Consider the following 17008-nt stretch of genomic DNA (forward strand, 5'->3'; position numbering starts at 1 on the left):
GCCCGACGCCGCCCGGCAGGCCGAGCTCGTGGCCGCCGCCGCGGAGGGCGCCGACGCCGAGGACGTGCGCGCGGCGCGGCGGCGGGGGCGCGACTGGGGGCGGTTCACGCGGAACTTCGTCGTCCAGGGCACGGCAGCGGAGTGGGCGCTGTGCTGGATGGCGGCGCTGCGCCGGCGGCTGCGCGGCATCGAGGGCCGGCCGCACCTGGTGTTCTTCCTGCACGACGAGGTGATGGTGCACTCCCCGGCGGACGTGGCGGACGAGGTCGCGGCCGCGGTGGCCGAGTCCGCCGTCGAGGCCGGGCGGCTGCTGTTCGGCGGCTCGCCGGTGGACTTCGCGCTGCAGGTCGAGGTCGTCGACAGCTACGCGGAGGCGAAGTAGGGCCTGACGGCGGACGCGGCCGGGCCGCCCGGCGGTGCTGAAACGGTCCACCCCCGTGCAGCGCCGTCCCCCGCGTTGCTGAGGAGGTCCCGGGCGAGCATGCTCGGAGCCTCGGAGGGCGTCGACGGAGACGGGGGACCTCGATGAACCGCATGCGGCGCGTCGTGCCGGTCGTGGTGGGAGCACTGGTCGCGGCGGGGCTCACGGCCCTCGCGGGGCCGCCGGCGAGCGCGGCCACGGTGCCCGCGGGGTTCACGGACGCGCTCGTCGCGGACGTCGACAACCCGACGGCGATCGCGTTCACGGCGGACGGGCGGATGCTCGTCACCCAGCAGGCGGGGCGCCTGCGGGTCCGCACCGCGGCGGGTCAGCTGCTCGCGACCCCGGCGCTCGACCTCGCGGGCCGGATCTGCACGAACAGCGAGCGCGGGCTGCTCGGCGTCGCGGTCGACCCGGACCCGGCGACGCGGGCGATCTACGTGTACTACACGGCCCGCACGAGCTCGACGTGCCCGTCGAGCCAGGGCGCGAACCCGGCCGGGGCGCCGGTGAACCGGGTCTCGCGCTTCGTGCTGCGGGACGACAACACGGTGGACCCCGCGAGCGAGCGGATCCTGCTCGACGGCATCTACTCGCCGGCGGGCAACCACAACGCCGGTGACGTGCACGTCGGCAAGGACGGCTTCCTGTACGTCTCGGTCGGCGACGGCGGGTGCGACTACAAGGGCGACAGCGGCTGCGGCGGCAGCAACGACGCGGCGCGGGACCGGAACGTGCTGCTGGGCAAGATCGTGCGCGTCGACCGCACGACCGGCGCCCCCGCCCCCGGCAACCCGTTCCTCGGGGCCGGCACCGCGAGCTGCCGGCTCGGCCCGGCGCCCGCGGGGGCGATCTGCCAGGAGACGTTCGCGTGGGGCCTGCGCAACCCGTTCCGGTTCGCGTTCGACCCGGACGCCGCGGGCACCGTGTTCCACGTCAACGACGTCGGCCAGAACGCGTGGGAGGAGATCGACCTCGGGACCGCGGGCGCCGACTACGGGTGGCCGGTGCGCGAGGGGCACTGCGCGCAGACGGGCTCGACGACGAGCTGTGGCGGGCCGCTCCCCGCGGGGATGACGAACCCGGTCCACGACTACGGCCGCCCGACGGGGTGCGGGTCGATCACCGGCGGCGCGTTCGTGCCGAACGGCGCGTGGCCCGCGGCGTACGACTCGGCGTACCTGTTCGCGGACTACGTCTGCGGCAAGATCATGATGCTCGTCGGCGGCACCCGCACGGACCTCGCGACGGGGCTCGGCGGCGCGGTGCACCTCGAGTTCGGGCCGCACGCCGGCAGCCAGGCGCTCTACTACACGACCTACGCGAACGGCGGCGAGATCCGGCGGATCGCGTACACCGGCACGGGGAACCGGGTGCCGACGGCGGTCGTCTCCGCCTCCCCGGCGACGGGCGCGGCGCCGCTCACGACGACGCTCGACGGCTCACGCAGCAGCGACCCCGACGGCGGCGCGCTCACGTACCTGTGGTCGTTCGGCGACGGCACCCCCGACGCCACGACGACGAGCCCGACGGTGCAGCACACCTACGCCGCCGGGACGTGGACCGCGACGCTGCGGGTCCGGGACGCCGCCGGCGCGACGTCCACGCCGGTGACGGCGCGGATCAGCTCCGGCAACACCGCGCCCACGGTGACGATGACCTCCCCGGCGGCGGGCGCGACGTTCGCGGTCGGCAGCACCGTGCGGCTCAGCGGCACCGCGACCGACGCCCAGGACGGCGGGCTGGCCGGGTCGCGCCTGAGCTGGTCGGTCATCCGGGTGCACGACCAGCACACGCACCCGTTCCTCGCCCCGGCGCCCGGCAACGAGCTCACGTTCACCGCCCCCGGGCCCGAGGACCTCGCGGCCGCCGCCACCAGCTACCTGCGGGTCAGCCTGACCGCGACCGACTCGCAGGGCGTCTCGACGACCGTCACACGCGACCTGCAGCCGCAGAAGGTCGCCGTGACGCTCGCGACGTCGCCCGCCGGCCGGACGCTCACGGTCAACGGGCAGACCGTCACCGGGCCGACGACCCTGACCTCGTGGGCGGGCTTCGACCTGCGCCTCGGCGTCCCCGCGCAGGCCGACGCGCAGGGCGTCCCGTACGTGCTCGACCGCTGGTCGGACGGCTCGACCGCGGCCGACCGCGTGTGGCGGACGCCGGCCACGGCGACGACCCTGACCGCGAACCTCACGCAGCGCGGGCTGCTCGGCACCTACTTCGACAACGCCGACCTCACGGGCACGACCGTCACGCGCGTCGACCCGACCGTCGGCTTCCGGTGGGGGGCCGCCGCGCCCGTCGCCGGGATCGGCGCGGACACGTTCTCGGTGCGGTGGACCGGCTCGGTCGTGCCCCGCCACACGCAGACGTACACGTTCGCGACGACGAGCGACGACGGCGTGCGGCTGTGGGTCGACGGGCGGCTGATCATCGACCAGTGGAACCGGCACGCGCCGCGCGTCGACACCGGGACGGTCGCGCTGACCGCGGGGCGGGCCGTGCCCGTCCGGCTCGAGTTCTTCGACGACCGGCTCGACGCGACGATCCAGCTGCGCTGGTCGAGCGCGTCGCAGGCGTCCGAGATCGTGCCGGCGAGCCGGCTGCGCCCGCGCTGAGCCGCAGCGCCGGGCCGCTCCGGGAAGGGAGCGGCCCGGCGCCGGACGGTCGTGCGGGTGGGGCTCCACCGAGCCGGGCGAGCGCTCGGGCAGGTCGCCGCGGTGCCCGCTCAGCGGGGCGTGGTGAACGAGCGCACGGGCCCGTACAGCGTGCCCTGCGCGTTCGTGGCGACGACCCGGTAGTAGTACGTCGTGCGCGGGGCGAGACCCGTCACGAGGTTGCTCGCGACCGTCTTCTCGTAGGTCAGCGCGGGCACCGTCGTGACGGGCGAGGACGTGCCCAGCGCGGTCGTCCGCCCCCACTCGATCCACGCCGTGGTCGTGAGCCGGTGCGGGTGCACCTGCGCCTTGAAGGTCGTCGACGTGGACGTCGACGAGGCGGTGAACTGGTTCGACGACGTCGGCGCGCCCGCGGTCTCGAAGGTGCGGGTCAGCTCGGTGGTGCCGGCCGGCGACGTGATGGTCGCCTTCCAGTAGTACGTCGTGCCGGGCCGGATCCCGGCGATCGGCTGGCTCACGGTCTTCACGTAGGAGACGGCGGGCACGGCGACCGTCGAGTCGCCGCCCAGGTACTCGAGCGTCCGCCCGTACTGGAAGCGCACGGTGCCCGCGTACCCGTGCAGGTCGACCCACGCGTAGAGCGTCGCCGAGGTGTCCGTGACGTCCTTCTGGTCGAGGGTCCCGGTCGGCGGGTCCGCCGCGGTGATCGCCACCGAGTCGGTGCTCGTGCCGCCCGCGGTGTCGGTGACCGTGAGCCGCGCGCTGTGGTCGCCCGGGCCGTAGACGTGCGTGAGCGTGGCCGGCGGCGCGCCGGTGCCGCTCTCCGTGGTCCCGTCGCCGTAGGTGAGCGACCAGCTCGCGACGTGCTCGCCGGCACCACCGCCCGCGCCCGACGAGCGCGACGCGTCGAACGTGACCGAGAGCGGCGCCGTCCCGTGCGTCGTCGACGTCTGCAGGAAGGCCGACGGCCGCGTGTGCGCCGCGGGGGAGTCGGCGACGTCCGCGAACGCCTCGAGCGAGCTCGGCGTCGAGTCCACGAACCACGAGCAGCTGCCGTGGTGGTGGAAGTACAGGACCGCCGTGACCTCGGGCCACGACGCGAGCGTCGCCATCGACTCGCGCAGCCACGCGGCCTTGCGGCCCGGCACCGCGGGGTCCTCGACCGAACCCCACTCGGCGATCACGAGGGGCTTGCCGTGCGCCTGGCCGAACGCCCGGAACGCCGACGCGGCGCGCGACATCGACGACCACGACGTCTGGCCGTTCGTCGCGCACCCGAACCAGTTGTAGGCGTCGAGCGCGATCTGGTCGACGACGTCGTCGCCGGGGTACAGCGCGTCGGCGCTCACCGCCGCGTACGGCGCGAAGGGCGTCGGCGTCACGATCCACGTCCACACGGCGTTGGTCACGCCCTGCGCGCGGAAGACCTCGACGTAGTGGCGGAACGCCGCCCGGTAGTCGGCCGCGGCCCCGAAGCCGGGGGAGTAGTCGGGCTCGTGCTGGAACGAGACGTACATCGGCACGCGCAGCGCCTTGACGGCGTTCGCGTGCTGGACGATCTGCGCGTCGTGGGCGCCGCTCGCGACGGCGGCCCACGAGATCTTGGTGCCGTCGATCTTCTTCGACGACACCGACAGCAGCGGCGTGCGGCCGCGCTGGACGGTCGTGGTCAGCGGCGTCGACGGCAGCTCGTCCCACAGGGCGTACCAGCGGTGCACGTCGAGCTTGCGCCCGATGCTCGCCTCGAACGCCGAGACGGCGGCGTCGACGCTCGCGTGGGTGCCCTTGGCGACCGACGCCCCGAACAGCAGGCCGTCGTCCGGGGTCAGGGCGTCCTCGGCCCAGTCGTTCGCGGCGCCGGGCCTCGGCGTGGCGTCGGGGGTGGGCTCGGTGGGCGTCCCGGGCGTGGGGCTGAGCGTCGGCTCGGCGGTGGGCGTGGGGCTGAGCGTCGGGTCCGCCGTGGGCGTGGGCGGGTCCGTGGGGCCGGGCATCGGCTCGGGCGTGGGCGACACCGTGGGCGACGCAGTCGGGGCCGGCTCGACGACCTGGCGGCTCGCGGCCGTCGACGGCGGCACGACGGCCGCCGTGAGCAGACCGGCGAGCGCGGCCGAGGCGACGACGGCGCGTGCGGTGCGGGTGCGAGCGGCGCGGGCCGAGGCGGTGGGCCTCGACGCGGCGCGGGCGGTGGTGGTGCTGGGCGCGGGCACGGCACGGCCCTGCCCCGGGAGGCGGCGTTGCACGGGGATCCCCTGTCGTTCGGCAGCCTGGCGGACCCCGAGGGCCCCATGGCTTTGCGTCCCTGCCTCGCAGCAGGTTTGCCTTTTCGCGGACTCGACGAGCGTACGTCCGCCGTTCGTGTTAATCCAGTCACATAAACCCGGACCAAGCCGACGCGCGTGCACGCCGGGCGTGACTCCCGTGCACCCGGGCAATTCGGATATACGACCGTGTTCCGTGCAGGGTTCTTGCCCTTTCGAGTGATTGCTGTGCACCATGAGGACCTACCGCACAGGGCTTCCGGGGGGAACCGAGTTCGGTGCCGCACGCCGGCGCCGAGGTTGGGCCGTCTGGCGCGGTCGCCGCCGCACGCAGGGCAGGGCGACACGGCAGGGGAGCTTCCCCCGTGGTCCCGGTAACCCGCGGCGACGCTGTCTCTCACTCATCGTCGCTGGTCAGCACGGTCTCGCCGTGCTGGAGCAGGACACGCACCGCGACACGGACGTCGCGCTCCGGCACGGCCGGGGCCTCGGGAGGGGCTCCACCGCCATGTCGAACGCGACGGCCGCACACCCGTGCGTCTGCGCTCACGCCCGACGAGCACCCGTGCTCACGACCCGCACGCAGTCCGGACCGCATGACCCGGGCGCGCCGTGAAGACCATCGCCGTGGAGGCACCCGCAGATGTTTTCCGACTATCCGTTCAAGTTCACGCGCCGCCATCGCGTGCTCGCTTCTGTGATCACCGTCTCACTTCTTGCGGTCGGTGCGATCGCGCTGCTGTCGCCGCAGGGCCAGTACGTGTGGAACGGGCCGAGCGCGACCGAGGTCGCCCTCAAGACGGAGCAGGCGCGCTCGCGCGACCTCAGCGCCCAGCTCGAGGAGATGGAGGCGAAGCTCACCGCGCCGCGGCCCCAGGTCGGCGACAAGGTCCAGCTCGCCCGCGCGGAGGACCTGAAGAAGCAGATCACCGAGCTCGAGGCGAAGCTCGTGCAGACGCAGCAGGAGCTCGGTCGTGCCGAGGCCGAGGCCGCGAAGCAGAAGGACGCCGCGAACCTCGTCAACGGCACGCTCAAGGCCGCGCGCGAGCGCCAGAACGCCGCGAGCAAGGTCACCACGGCGCAGATCGCCGACCTCAAGAAGCAGCTCGGCGAGCTCACCTACAAGGTGCAGAACCCCAAGGGCCACCAGGCGCCCCCGGTCACCGCGTCGATGACTAAGGCGGACATCGTCGCGGCGAGCCAGCTGTTCGGCCTCTACACGACGCAGAGCCCGTTCGACTACGGCGAGTTCAACGGCGTGCAGGCGGCCGTGAACCGCAACGCCGACGTCAGCGGCTACTTCCAGTCGTGGGACACCGACTTCCGCCCGGACGCCGTCCAGTCCGCGTGGAGCCGCGGTCAGATCCCGCTGCTCACCTGGGAGAGCCAGAGCCAGGTCGGTGCGATCTCCGCGGAGGCGCCCGAGTACTCGCTCGGCTCGATCATCAACGGCCAGCACGACGAGTACCTGCGCAAGTACGCCCGTGACATCGCCGCGACCGGCCTCCCGCTGGTCCTGCGCTTCAACCACGAGATGAACGGGACCTGGTACCCGTGGTCCGAGGTCCGCGGTTGGGACGGCAAGGGCATCAACGGGAACAAGAAGGGCGAGTACGTGCAGATGTGGCGGCACGTGCACGACATCTTCACCCAGGAGGGCGCGAACGAGTACGTCGCGTGGCTCTGGGCCCCGAACCGCGTGAACAAGATCCCGAGCCAGCCGGACCCGGTCAACTTCTACCCGGGTGACGAGTACGTCGACTGGATCGGCATGTCGGGCTACTACCGCCCGGGCGACCCGCAGCCGACGTTCGACGACACGTACGGCAAGACGCTCCCGCTGCTGCGCGCAGCGGCCCCGGACAAGCCGATCTTCCTCGCGGAGATCGGGGCGACCGAGGAGGGCGGCAACAAGGCGAAGTGGATCACGAGCCTGTTCGAGGGCATCGCCCGGCCGGAGAACTCCGACATCATCGGCATCGGCTGGTTCAGCCTGGCCGTCACCTCCGGTGGTGAGGGCGAGGGCCGCACGACGAACGACTGGCGGCTCGACTCGTCCGGCCCGTCGATGCGTGCCGCCGAGGCGGGGCTCGCGGCGACCGGGTTCGGCAAGCCGCGCGAGTGACGCCGTGCGCTCCCGCCGGCCGACCCGCGGGAGCGCACGAGCACGACCCAGGACCGCCCGGTCCGGCACGCGAACGGCGTGCCGGGCCGGGCGGTCCGTCGTCGTCCTCGGCGCCTGACCGCGCACACCCGACGGCACCCGACGGCACCCGACGGCACCCGACGGCACCGCGCCGGGCGGCCGGACCGGTGCGCCGTCGCAGGGCCGGTGCGCCGTGGGCGGCGGTGTCCCGAGGCCCTGCGGAGGCCGGAGCCCCGACGTAGCGTCGGCCCATGAGCGTCGAGGGCGGGCACCAGCCGGGGGCCGCCGAGCGCCTGCGGCTCGCGCTGGACCGCGACGGCGCGCACTGCGTGTGGTGCGGCCGGTCGTTCACCGGGCTCGTCGCGCCGACCCGGGAGCACCTGGTTCCGCGGGCCAAGGGCGGGCCGTCGTGGATCGAGAACGAGGTCGCGGCGTGCCGGCGGTGCAACGCCGAGCGCGGTCACCGGTCGGCGGTCGAGTGGCTCGAGGAGTGCGAGCGGCGGGGCTGGTCCCCGGACACCGCGGCGGTCGACCGCTCGCTGACCGCGCTGCTCGACGCGATCGCGCGCCGCGGCGGCAACCGCCGGGCCCGGCTGTACGCCGACGCGCAGCGCCGTCGGCTCCGGCGCCGTTGAGCCCGTCGGAGGCAGACGAGTCCTGCATTCTGCGCAACCGGGCGGAGCGCTCGGTCCGACCTGCGCGGCGCACCGTCCGGACGTCCGCCCCGCGCCCGCAGCGCGGACGGTCCCGCCAGCGCGCCGTGCGGCGACCGGCGAGCGCTCCCCGCGCGGGAAGCCCCGTGCCGGGCGATCCTGGGGACCGCGAGCACGGGGCGACGCCGCCCCGTCCGTGCCGACGGAGGGAGTGTCATGACGACGGTCGTGGAGAGGTCGGTCGTGGTCGACGTGCCGGTCAGCGTCGCCTACGCCCAGTGGACGCAGTTCGAGGAGTTCCCGCACTTCATGAGCGGGGTGCAGTCGGTCACGCAGCTCACCGACGAGCGGCTGCAGTGGGTCGCGGAGATCGCCGGGGTCCGGCGCGAGTGGGAGGCGCGGATCCTCGAGCAGGTGCCGGACCGCAAGGTCGCGTGGGCCGCGACCGAGGGCGCGACGAACGCCGGCTCGGTGACGTTCGAGCCCGCCGGTCCGACGAGCACGCACGTGCACTTGCACCTCGAGTACGAGCCCGAGGGCCTCGTCGAGAAGATCGGCGACAAGCTCGACATCGTCGAGAAGCAGGCCGAGGGTGACCTCGAGCGCTTCAAGAAGTTCATCGAGTCCGAGGGGCACGCGACCGGTGCGTGGCGCGGCTCCGTCAACGAGGGGGTCGACGTGCGACCGACGACCGCCGACGCCGCGATGACCGGCAGCGACTCGGGCAAGGCCGGGGTGTCCGGCAAGGTGGCCGCCGCGGTCGGGGTCGGGGTCGCTGCCGCGACCGCCGCGGTGTTCGCGGCCGCGCGCAAGGACGACTCGCCCGAGCTCCCGCCCGAGCCGGCGCCGACGACCGCGGACGTCCCGGTCATCGACTCCGTCCCGACGGTCGCCGACGTCGAGCCCGTGTCGCCGGCCGCCGACCAGCAGCCGCCCGCGTTCGCGCCGGTCGCGCTCAGCACCGAGGGCGAGACGCCCACGTGGACCGGCCCGGAGACCCCCGCGTGGGACCCGGTCGAGTCCCCGGCCGCGACGGACGGCGTCCTGCTGGACGCCGACGACGCGAACCCGGAGGTCGAGGACCCGACCCCGCCGCCCGGCAGCGGGCTCGAGGGTGACCCGCTGGTCGTCCACGACGACACCCCGGGGGACCACGGGGCGCGGATCTGACGTGACGCGGGTGCCGTGCGCCGGCCGACGGTCGGCGCACGGCGGCGTCCCCACGACGACGGCGGGTCTGCCCGGTCCCGCCGCGGCAGGCGGTACGACGTCGGTCGGCTCCTAGGATCGAGCCGTGCCTGCCTTCGAACCGGACGACGAGCTCGGGGGAGACGTCGCGTTCCGGCTGCTGGCGAACACGTCGGTGACCGTCTTCTGGCGCCGGCAGGTGCTCGACGCCACCGTCGGGCGGCTCGTGGAGCGCGGGTACCAGGTCACCGCGATGGACGCCTCCACGTGGTCCACCGACGACGACCTCCACCGCGAGATCGCTCGTGCACTGAGCTTCCCCGACCACTACGGCTCCACGCTGGACGCGCTGAACGACTGCCTGCGTGACGTCGTCGCCCACGAGTACGGGTGGAGCCCGGGCAGCACGGGCCTCGTGCTGGTGCTCACGGGGTACGACGGGTTCGCGGCCGCGTGTCCGCGTTCCGCCCAGGTCGTGCTCGACATCGTGGCGCGCGCCTCCCGGACCGCTGCCCTGTTCGGCCGCCGCCTGCTGTGCCTCGTGCAGAGCGACGACCCCCGGATCCGCTTCGAGGCCGTGGGCGCGACCCCGGTGATGTGGAACGACGCCGAGTGGCTGGACTCCCGCAGGCGCCCCGGGTAGACCGACCGCTGGCGCTCGGCTCCGGGGTCAGCCCTGCGGCGCCCGCACGCGGTCGAGCAGCAGCGTCGCGATGTCGACGACCTCAGGCACGCCGACCGACACGGGTGCCCCGCCGTCGGCCCCGGTGGCACCGGCTCCCGACCCGGCCGACGCCGCGTGCGCCGCGACGCCGTCGGACAGCATCACCGTGCAGAACGGGCACGCCGTCGCGACGACGTCCGCTCCCGTGCCGATGGCCTCGCCCGCGCGCTCGACGTTGATGCGGGTGCCGATCTTCTCCTCCATCCACATGCGCGCGCCGCCGGCGCCGCAGCAGAAGGACCGCTCCTGGGTGCGGGGCATCTCGGCGAGCTCGACGCCGGGGAGCGCGCCGAGCAGCTCGCGCGGCGGGGCGTAGACCTTGTTGTGCCGGCCGAGGTAGCAGGGGTCGTGGTAGGTCACGCGCTGGGTCCCGGCCGGTGCGGCCGTGGCGCCGGTGGCGGTGCCCGACGACGCGGCTTCGGCGGTCGCGCCGGCGCCGGGCGCCGCGGGCGCGGCCACCGGCGTCAGCCGCCCGTCCGCCACGAGCTGGTTGAGCAGCTCGGTGTGGTGCAGCACCTCGTAGCGCCCGCCGAGCTGCGGGTACTCCCGCGAGATCGTGTTGAAGCAGTGCGCGCACGTGACGACGATGCGCTGCGCGCCGACCTCGTTGAGGGTCTCGACGTTCTGCGACGCGAGCATCTGGAACAGCATCTCGTTGCCGGCGCGGCGGGCCGGGTCGCCGGTGCAGGTCTCGCCGTCGCCGAGCACCGCGAACGTGACCCCGGCCGTGTCGAGCAGCTCCGCCACGGCGCGGGTCGTCTTCTTCGCCCGGTCCTCGTACGCGCCCGCGCAGCCGACCCAGAACAGGTAGTCGACGTCGGCCGCCGACTCGACGTCGACGCCGACCTGCGGGACGTCGAACGGCAGGTCCTTGGCCCAGGCGAACCGGTTGCGGGCGGGCAGGCCCCACGGGTTGCCCTGGCGCTCGAGCTTGGTGAAGGCGCCGCCGAGCTCCTTGGGGAACGCCGACTCCATGAGCACCTGGTAGCGGCGCATGTCGACGATCGCGTCGACGTGCTCGATGTCGACGGGGCACTGCTGGACGCACGCGCCGCACGTGGTGCACGCCCACAGGACATCGGGGTCGATGACGCCGGAGCCGACGAGGTCGACGTTCGCGTGCGTCGTGTCGACCGGGGCGTCGGCGGCGCGGCCGTCGGACGCGATCGACCCCTCGCCCTGCGCGGCGTCGCCCGCCGGCCCGGCGAGCAGGTACGGCGCGGTCGCGTACGCGTGGTCGCGCAGCGCGAGCGTGACGAGCTTGGGGGACAGCGGCTTGCCCGTGGCCCACGCCGGGCACTGGTCCTGGCACCGCCCGCACTCGGTGCACGTCGAGAAGTCGAGCAGGCCCTTCCACGTGAAGTCCTCGATGGCGCCGACCCCGAGCCGCGCGTCGTCGGGCAGGTCCTCGAGCGCGGCGAGGTCGACGGGCTCGCCGTTCACCGTCATCGGCTGGAGCGGCCCGAGCGCCGGGGCGCCGGTCAGGTCGCGGCGCGCGTAGATGTTGAGCACCGCGAGGAACCGGTGCCACGCGACGCCCATCGTGGGCTGCAGGCCGACGACGACGAACCACGACATCGACACGAGGATCTTCGCCGTCGCCGCGACCACGACCGCCGCCTCGAGCGCGCCCGTCGACGCCCCGGCCCACGCCGAGCCGTACCAGGCGGTCAGCGGGAAGTGCAGCGGCGACGCGATCGCCAGCCCCTCCTGCGCGGCCAGCGCGTACTCGAGGCCCCGCAGCACGAGCACTGCGAGCACGACGAGCAGCACGGTGGCCTCGACGAAGTACGCGGCGGGCGCGTTCGACCGGGAGAACGGCGAGCGGCGCTGCTCCTCCTCGGACTGGCCCTTCTTCGGCTGGATCCGGAGGCGCCGGGCGATGAGCGCGAGGATCCCGAGCAGCGACGCCCACGCGATGGCCTCGGTCAGCCACTCCCACGGCGCGAGGTGCCCGAGCAGCGGCAGCGCGAAGCGCGGGTCGACGACCTGGCCGTACCCGGTCGCGAGCGTGAAGAACAGGACCGGGAACGACACCATGACGGCCCAGTGCGCGACCTTCACGACGGGCGTGTGCTGGAACCGCCCGTGGCCGACCATCTCGCGCAGCACGAGCCCGACGCGCGGGCCGACGGGGCGCAGGCGGTCGGTCGGCGTCGGGCCGCCGACGCGCACCGTCCGGACGATCGCCGCGAGCCCGCGGGCGAAGACCGCGACACCGACGACGGTCGCGAGGACCACGAGCACGAGGCAGGTCAGCTGCAGGGCGTCCACGCGGTCACGCTAGCCCGTCCGGCGTCGGCCGTCGGGGGACGTTCCGCAGCGCGGCGTCCGAGGCATGAGCGGGACCCCGGAAGGTGGTGGCGTGCCCACGGCGCCCTGGGCGCTCTCGACGCCGGACGGCGGGACGGTGCCGCTCGCCGGCCTCGACGGCACCCGTCCGCACAGCACCGTGCCCCCCGCCCGTCCATGGGCGAGGGGCACGGCACGTGGGGCCCGCCTGCGGTCAGGCGGCCTCACACGTCACGGAGGCCCCCGCCCCCGTGCCGGTGCCCTGGAAGCCGAACGTGGTGCTCTGCCCCGCGGCGACGCGGCCGTTCCACGCCGCGTTGGTCACCCCGACCGTCCGCCCGGTGCCGGTGAGCGCCCCGTTCCACGCCTTCCCGGCGGACGCACCGTCGGGCAGCGTCACGCGGACCGCCCAGCCGTCGAGCGCGGACCGCGCGGAGACGGTGACGCTCGCGACGAAGCCGCCGGGCCACTGGCTCGACACGGAGTACGCGGCGGCGCACGCGGACGTGCCAGGGGTCGGCGTCGGGGTGGGCGTGGGGGTCGGGGAGACCGTCGGGGTCGGGGTCGGGGTCGGGGTGTGCGTGGGCGTGGGCGTCGGGTCGACGCCCAGCGTCAGGTTCCTCTGCTGGACCCGCCACGGCGACCGGCACAGCCCGCAGTCCGGCCCGACGAACGCGCGACCGGCCTGGGTGTCGCCCTTGAGCTGCCACCGGAACCACAGCTGCGCCGCGCGCCCGAACTCGCCGCCGTTCGTCTGGTGGTACGTCCCGCCGTGCCCGACGTCGAGGTTGCCCATGAACGCCGGCAGGCCCGCCGGGAGCTTGCCCCAGTCGTCCATCGCGTTGGGGTAGGCGATGTCGCTCGGCCCGCCGACGATGTACGCGACGGGGTGGTCGAGGCGCCGGAGCTGGTAGTCGTCGGCGTCGTTGAGCAGGCCGCTGCTGAAGATCCCGGTCGTGGTCACGCGCGGGTCGCCCGAGACGGCGTAGGCCTCGAGGCCGCCGCACGAGAAGCCTGCGGCGCCGATCTCGCTCGTGTCGAGCCGGTCGTGCAGCGCGCTGCCCGGCCGGGCGTTCTCCGCGACCGCCCAGTCGATCGACTGCGTGAGCCACGCGGACGTCGAGCTGCCGCTGCCGGCCGGGTTGCCGTTCGAGATCACGAGGAAGCCGTGCGACGCGATCTCGCGCAGGAAGTTCTGGGCCGAGGTGCCGTCCGCGGAGCACGCGCCGTTGCTCCAGACGACGACGGGCATCCGCCCCGGGGGCAGCGTCGTCGGCCGGTAGACCGTGTGGTTGGGCAGGCTCGACGCGGTGCTGTGGTCGGCCGGGTACGGCCCCGAGCCGCCCGGCGCCGCGGTGGCGGGCGTGAGGGCGGACGTGCCGAGCAGGGCGCCGGCCGCCATGACGGCGGTGAGCGCGGCGCGGGCGAGCGGTCGCTTCATCGGGACCTCCGGGGTGCGGGGTGGTGCAGGTGTGCGGGGTGGTGCAGGTGTGCTGGGCGAGCCACCGGCCAGGGCAGCAGCAGGGAGTCGCAGCCGCTGCGCTGCCCTGGCCGGTCGAGGGCTAGCGCTGCAGCGTGAGCAGGCCCGGCCGGTACGGCAGCCGGCCGTAGTCGCCACCCGAGCTCGGGGAGCGGCCCTGGTAGAGCAGCCGGAGGTTGCACGGGTCGACCGTCATGGTCTGGTCCGCGCTGGTCCGCAGCAGCTCGCCGTGGCTGATGTCGTTGGTCCAGGTCGCGCCGCTGTTCGCCTTGCCCGCGAACGGGTTGCTCTCGGTGGCGGCCTGCGGGGTCCACGTGCCGCCCAGGCTCGTGGCCGTGAAGGACCGGAAGTAGCGGCCCTGCGACCCGATGGCCTCGACGATCATCAGGTACCGGTTCTGGCCCTGGAGCTTGTAGACCTGCGGCGCCTCGAACAGGTTGTTCGTGGTGTCGCTCATGATCGTCGTGTAGCTCGACCCGAAGCTGCCCGGGAAGTTCCCGAGCGGCATGCTCGACCGGTAGATCTTGCCGTTGTCACCGGCGAAGAACAGGTACATGTTCTGGTCGTCGGCGATGAGCGTCTGGTCGATCGGGCCGGTGCCCGAGCCGGTGATGCTGCCCGTGAACAGCGTCTGGTGCGGGCCCCAGCTGTTCGGGTTCGACGGGTCGGTCGAGGTCCGGTAGGAGAACGCCGGGCCGCCCCACTGGTAGGCCATGACCCAGATGTTCTTCGGCGCGAAGTAGAACAGCGACGGCGCGACCGCGGTGAACGGCATCGAGTTCTGGCTCGCCGACGCCATCTCCGAGTAGTTCGTGAACAGGCCGAAGTTCATCGAGCCCCACGACGTGCCGTTGTCGTGCGTCGTCGCGTACACGAGCTGCTTGCCGTTGTACGGCGCGACCGTGAAGTCCTTGAGCGAGGCCCAGCCGGAGCGCGGCGTCGCGAGCGAGCCCGTCGAGGACCAGCGGTACGACGACGGGAGGTTGCAGGTGCCCGGGTTCGGCGCGGGCGTCGTCGTCGTCGGCGTGGGGTTCGGGTTCGGGTTGGACCCGCCGACCGGCACGAGCAGCCACTGCTGGTTCGCACCGCCCCAGCTCGAGTACTGGACGACGTTCGCGCCGTCCGCCGTGGAGGCACCCTGCACCTCGACGGCCTTGTTCGAGTTCCGGTTGATCAGCGTGACCGAGCCGCCGGTCGAGTCCTGCAGCCGGAACTGCTGGTTGCTCTGGTTGCGGTCGGTGTACTGGACGATCGCGCCGCCGTCGGCGGTCGAGAAGTTGAGGACGTCCAGGACCTTGCCGGAGAGGCGTGACTTGAGCCGGTAGTAGCCGTTGCCGGCGTCGACGAACTGCCACTGCTGCTGGGCGCCGTCGTTGCGGCTCCACTGCGTGATGCGCGCGCCGTCGGCCGTCGAGAGGTTGTACACGTCGAGCGCCTTGCCGCTGCCCCGGTTCACCAGGACGTACGACGCGTTCGTGTCGACCGTCACGGCCGACGCGGCAGGTGCGGTCGCCACGGCCAGCGCGGCGGTGGACGCCGCCGTCGCGAGCGCCGCGACCGCAGCCGCCCAGCGCCGGCCGACCGTCCGTCCGGGACTCGTCCCGGTCTCCGTCGTTCTCCTCATGCTGCTCTCCTTCGAGTCGTGCGAGGGGTGGTCCTTCGAGGGACGGTCCCGGCCGGACGGGCTGCCCGGCCGGGACCGCGGTGCGTCAGGTCAGCCGACCCGGACGAGCTGCCACTGCTGGTTCGCCCCGCCCCAGCTCGTGTACTGCACGACGTTGCCGCCGTTCGCGGTCGAGGCGCCCTGCACCTCGACGGCCTTGCCGGAGTTGCGGTTGACGATCGTCAGGTAGCCGCCCGACGACGTGACCCGGAACTGCTGGTTGCTCTGGTTGCGGTCGGTGTACTGGACGATCGCGCCGCCGTCGGCGGTCGAGAAGTTGAGGACGTCCAGGACCTTGCCGGAGAGGCGTGACTTGAGCCGGTAGTAGCCGTTGCCGGCGTCGACGAACTGCCACTGCTGCTGGGCGCCGTCGTTGCGGCTCCACTGCGTGATGCGCGCGCCGTCCGCGGTCGAGAGGTTGTACACGTCGAGCGCCTTGCCGCTGCCCCGGTTCACCAGGACGTACGACGCGTTCGTGTCGATGGTCCCGTTCGTCGGGGGAGCGGTCGTGGGCGGCGGCGTGGTGCTCACCGCGTTGAGCGCGTTGAGCGTCGAGGTGTAGGCCGCCTTCTTGTTGCCCGACCCGTCGAAGAGCAGCGGGTTCGCGCCGGTGCGCCACGAGTCGGCGTCGCGGACGCCCCACACGGTGATGCCGGTGCAGCGGGCGACCGCGAGGCAGGCCCGGGTGACCTGCGCGTACGCGTTGGCCTGGTTCGAGCCCTGCTGGATGTCGAGCTCGGTGATCTGGACGTCGACCCCGAGGTCCGAGAACCGCTGGAGGTTGGCCTGGAAGTCGCTCGGCATCGAGGTGCCGAGGTGCGCCTGGAAGCCGACGCAGTCGATCGGGACGCCGCGCGCCTTGAAGTCGCGGACCATGGTGTAGATGCCCGTGGACTTCGCGTTGATGCCGTCGGTGTTGTAGTCGTTGTAGCAGAGCTTGGCGCCCGGGTCGGCGGCGCGGGCGGCGCGGAACGCGGCCTCGATCCAGTCGTTGCCGGTGCGCTGCAGGTTGGAGTCGCGGCGGCTCCCGCGGCCGTCGTCGGCGAACGCCTCGTTGACGACGTCCCAGGTGTGGATCTGGCCGCGGTAGTGCGTGGCGACCTGGGTGACGTGGTTGATCAGGGCGTTGCGCAGCGCGCTCCCGGACATGCTCTGCATCCAGCCGGGCTGCTGGGCGTGCCACGCGAGGGTGTGGCCGCGGACCTGCTTGCCGTTGGACCGGGCCCAGGACACGATCCGGTCGCCGTTGGTGTAGTTGAAGCGGTTCTGCGACGGCTCGGTCGCGTCCATCTTCATCTCGTTCTCGGCCGTGATCATGTTGAACTCGCGGTTCGCGATCCCGATGTAGGTCGAGTCGTTCATGCGACCCGCGGCGATCGCGGTGCCGAAGTAGCGCCCGCTCTGTGCGGCCGCGGCACCGAGGGTGCTCGCCGCCGACTGCGCGGGGGCGGCCACCACCAGTCCGGCGACCGCCGTGGCGACGGTCAGGCCGGCCGCTACCAGGGCGTGCCGGGCGCGTCGTGAAGTCGTGTTCATGCGTACCTCTCTCTGAGGGCCGCCGT

At 73.5% G+C, this 17008-nt stretch carries 10 protein-coding genes, 1 pseudogene and 1 riboswitch; of the genes and pseudogenes, 6 read left to right on the top strand and 5 right to left on the bottom strand.

Annotated elements, in window-relative coordinates:
- Positions 1 to 382: pseudogene (locus tag AB6N24_RS12430) on the top strand (bifunctional 3'-5' exonuclease/DNA polymerase); the annotation flags it as partial.
- Positions 383 to 525: 143 nt separating this feature from the next.
- On the top strand, positions 526 to 3042 hold the full coding sequence (locus tag AB6N24_RS12435; RefSeq protein WP_412869713.1) for a PQQ-dependent sugar dehydrogenase: 2517 nt from the start codon (positions 526 to 528) through the stop codon (positions 3040 to 3042).
- A gap of 110 nt (positions 3043 to 3152) precedes the next feature.
- Here the strand turns inward: AB6N24_RS12435 and AB6N24_RS12440 are convergent, their stop codons facing one another.
- The gene (locus AB6N24_RS12440; protein WP_412869714.1) at positions 3153 to 5249 is read right to left on the bottom strand and encodes a PKD domain-containing protein; all 2097 of its coding nucleotides are present in this window, start codon (positions 5247 to 5249) and stop codon (positions 3153 to 3155) included.
- A gap of 48 nt (positions 5250 to 5297) precedes the next feature.
- Positions 5298 to 5372, bottom strand: a riboswitch (cyclic di-GMP riboswitch).
- Between the two features lie 571 nt (positions 5373 to 5943).
- Between AB6N24_RS12440 and AB6N24_RS12445 the strand changes: the two genes are divergently transcribed.
- The 4 genes from AB6N24_RS12445 (at position 5944) to AB6N24_RS12460 (ending at position 9930) form a co-directional block, all read left to right on the top strand.
- Entirely contained in the window at positions 5944 to 7425 is a 1482-nt protein-coding gene (locus AB6N24_RS12445; RefSeq protein WP_412869715.1) for a glycoside hydrolase family 26 protein, read from the top strand.
- 272 nt (positions 7426 to 7697) lie between these two features.
- Positions 7698 to 8081, top strand: a complete 384-nt coding sequence (locus AB6N24_RS12450; protein ID WP_412869716.1) for an HNH endonuclease — start codon at positions 7698 to 7700, stop codon at positions 8079 to 8081.
- A gap of 234 nt (positions 8082 to 8315) precedes the next feature.
- Positions 8316 to 9269: an SRPBCC family protein gene (locus AB6N24_RS12455; protein ID WP_412869717.1), complete on the top strand. Its 954-nt coding sequence runs from the start codon at positions 8316 to 8318 to the stop codon at positions 9267 to 9269.
- 124 nt (positions 9270 to 9393) lie between these two features.
- On the top strand, positions 9394 to 9930 hold the full coding sequence (locus tag AB6N24_RS12460; RefSeq protein ID WP_412869718.1) for a barstar family protein: 537 nt from the start codon (positions 9394 to 9396) through the stop codon (positions 9928 to 9930).
- A gap of 27 nt (positions 9931 to 9957) precedes the next feature.
- Here AB6N24_RS12460 and AB6N24_RS12465 read toward each other — a convergent pair whose 3' ends face one another.
- The 4 genes from AB6N24_RS12465 to AB6N24_RS12480 all read right to left on the bottom strand — a co-directional run bounded on the left by AB6N24_RS12465 (position 9958) and on the right by AB6N24_RS12480 (position 16982).
- The gene (locus AB6N24_RS12465; RefSeq protein WP_412869719.1) at positions 9958 to 12285 is read right to left on the bottom strand and encodes a (Fe-S)-binding protein; all 2328 of its coding nucleotides are present in this window, start codon (positions 12283 to 12285) and stop codon (positions 9958 to 9960) included.
- 232 nt (positions 12286 to 12517) lie between these two features.
- Positions 12518 to 13744 (bottom strand): cellulose binding domain-containing protein, encoded by a 1227-nt coding sequence (locus AB6N24_RS12470; protein ID WP_412869720.1) that lies wholly within the window; start codon positions 13742 to 13744, stop codon positions 12518 to 12520.
- Between the two features lie 121 nt (positions 13745 to 13865).
- Positions 13866 to 15407, bottom strand: coding sequence for a non-reducing end alpha-L-arabinofuranosidase family hydrolase (locus AB6N24_RS12475; RefSeq protein ID WP_412869721.1), 1542 nt, complete (start codon positions 15405 to 15407; stop codon positions 13866 to 13868).
- Positions 15408 to 15497: 90 nt separating this feature from the next.
- Complete coding sequence (locus AB6N24_RS12480; protein WP_412869722.1) at positions 15498 to 16982, bottom strand: glycoside hydrolase family 10 protein; 1485 nt, start codon at positions 16980 to 16982, stop codon at positions 15498 to 15500.
- Positions 16983 to 17008: the final 26 nt, after the last annotated feature.

It is taken from the genome of Cellulomonas jepli (assembly GCF_047229345.1).
Classification (GTDB): domain Bacteria; phylum Actinomycetota; class Actinomycetes; order Actinomycetales; family Cellulomonadaceae; genus Cellulomonas_A.

Bases quoted from the DNA above. Each gene is read 5' to 3' on its own strand.
- AB6N24_RS12435 (WP_412869713.1), top strand. From the start codon at position 526: ATGAACCGCATGCGGCGCGTCGTGCCGGTCGTGGTGGGAGCACTGGTC.
- AB6N24_RS12445 (WP_412869715.1), top strand. From the start codon at position 5,944: ATGTTTTCCGACTATCCGTTCAAGTTCACGCGCCGCCATCGCGTGCTC.
- AB6N24_RS12450 (WP_412869716.1), top strand. From the start codon at position 7,698: ATGAGCGTCGAGGGCGGGCACCAGCCGGGGGCCGCCGAGCGCCTGCGG.
- AB6N24_RS12455 (WP_412869717.1), top strand. From the start codon at position 8,316: ATGACGACGGTCGTGGAGAGGTCGGTCGTGGTCGACGTGCCGGTCAGC.
- AB6N24_RS12470 (WP_412869720.1), bottom strand. From the start codon at position 13,744: ATGAAGCGACCGCTCGCCCGCGCCGCGCTCACCGCCGTCATGGCGGCC.
- AB6N24_RS12475 (WP_412869721.1), bottom strand. From the start codon at position 15,407: ATGAGGAGAACGACGGAGACCGGGACGAGTCCCGGACGGACGGTCGGC.
- AB6N24_RS12480 (WP_412869722.1), bottom strand. From the start codon at position 16,982: ATGAACACGACTTCACGACGCGCCCGGCACGCCCTGGTAGCGGCCGGC.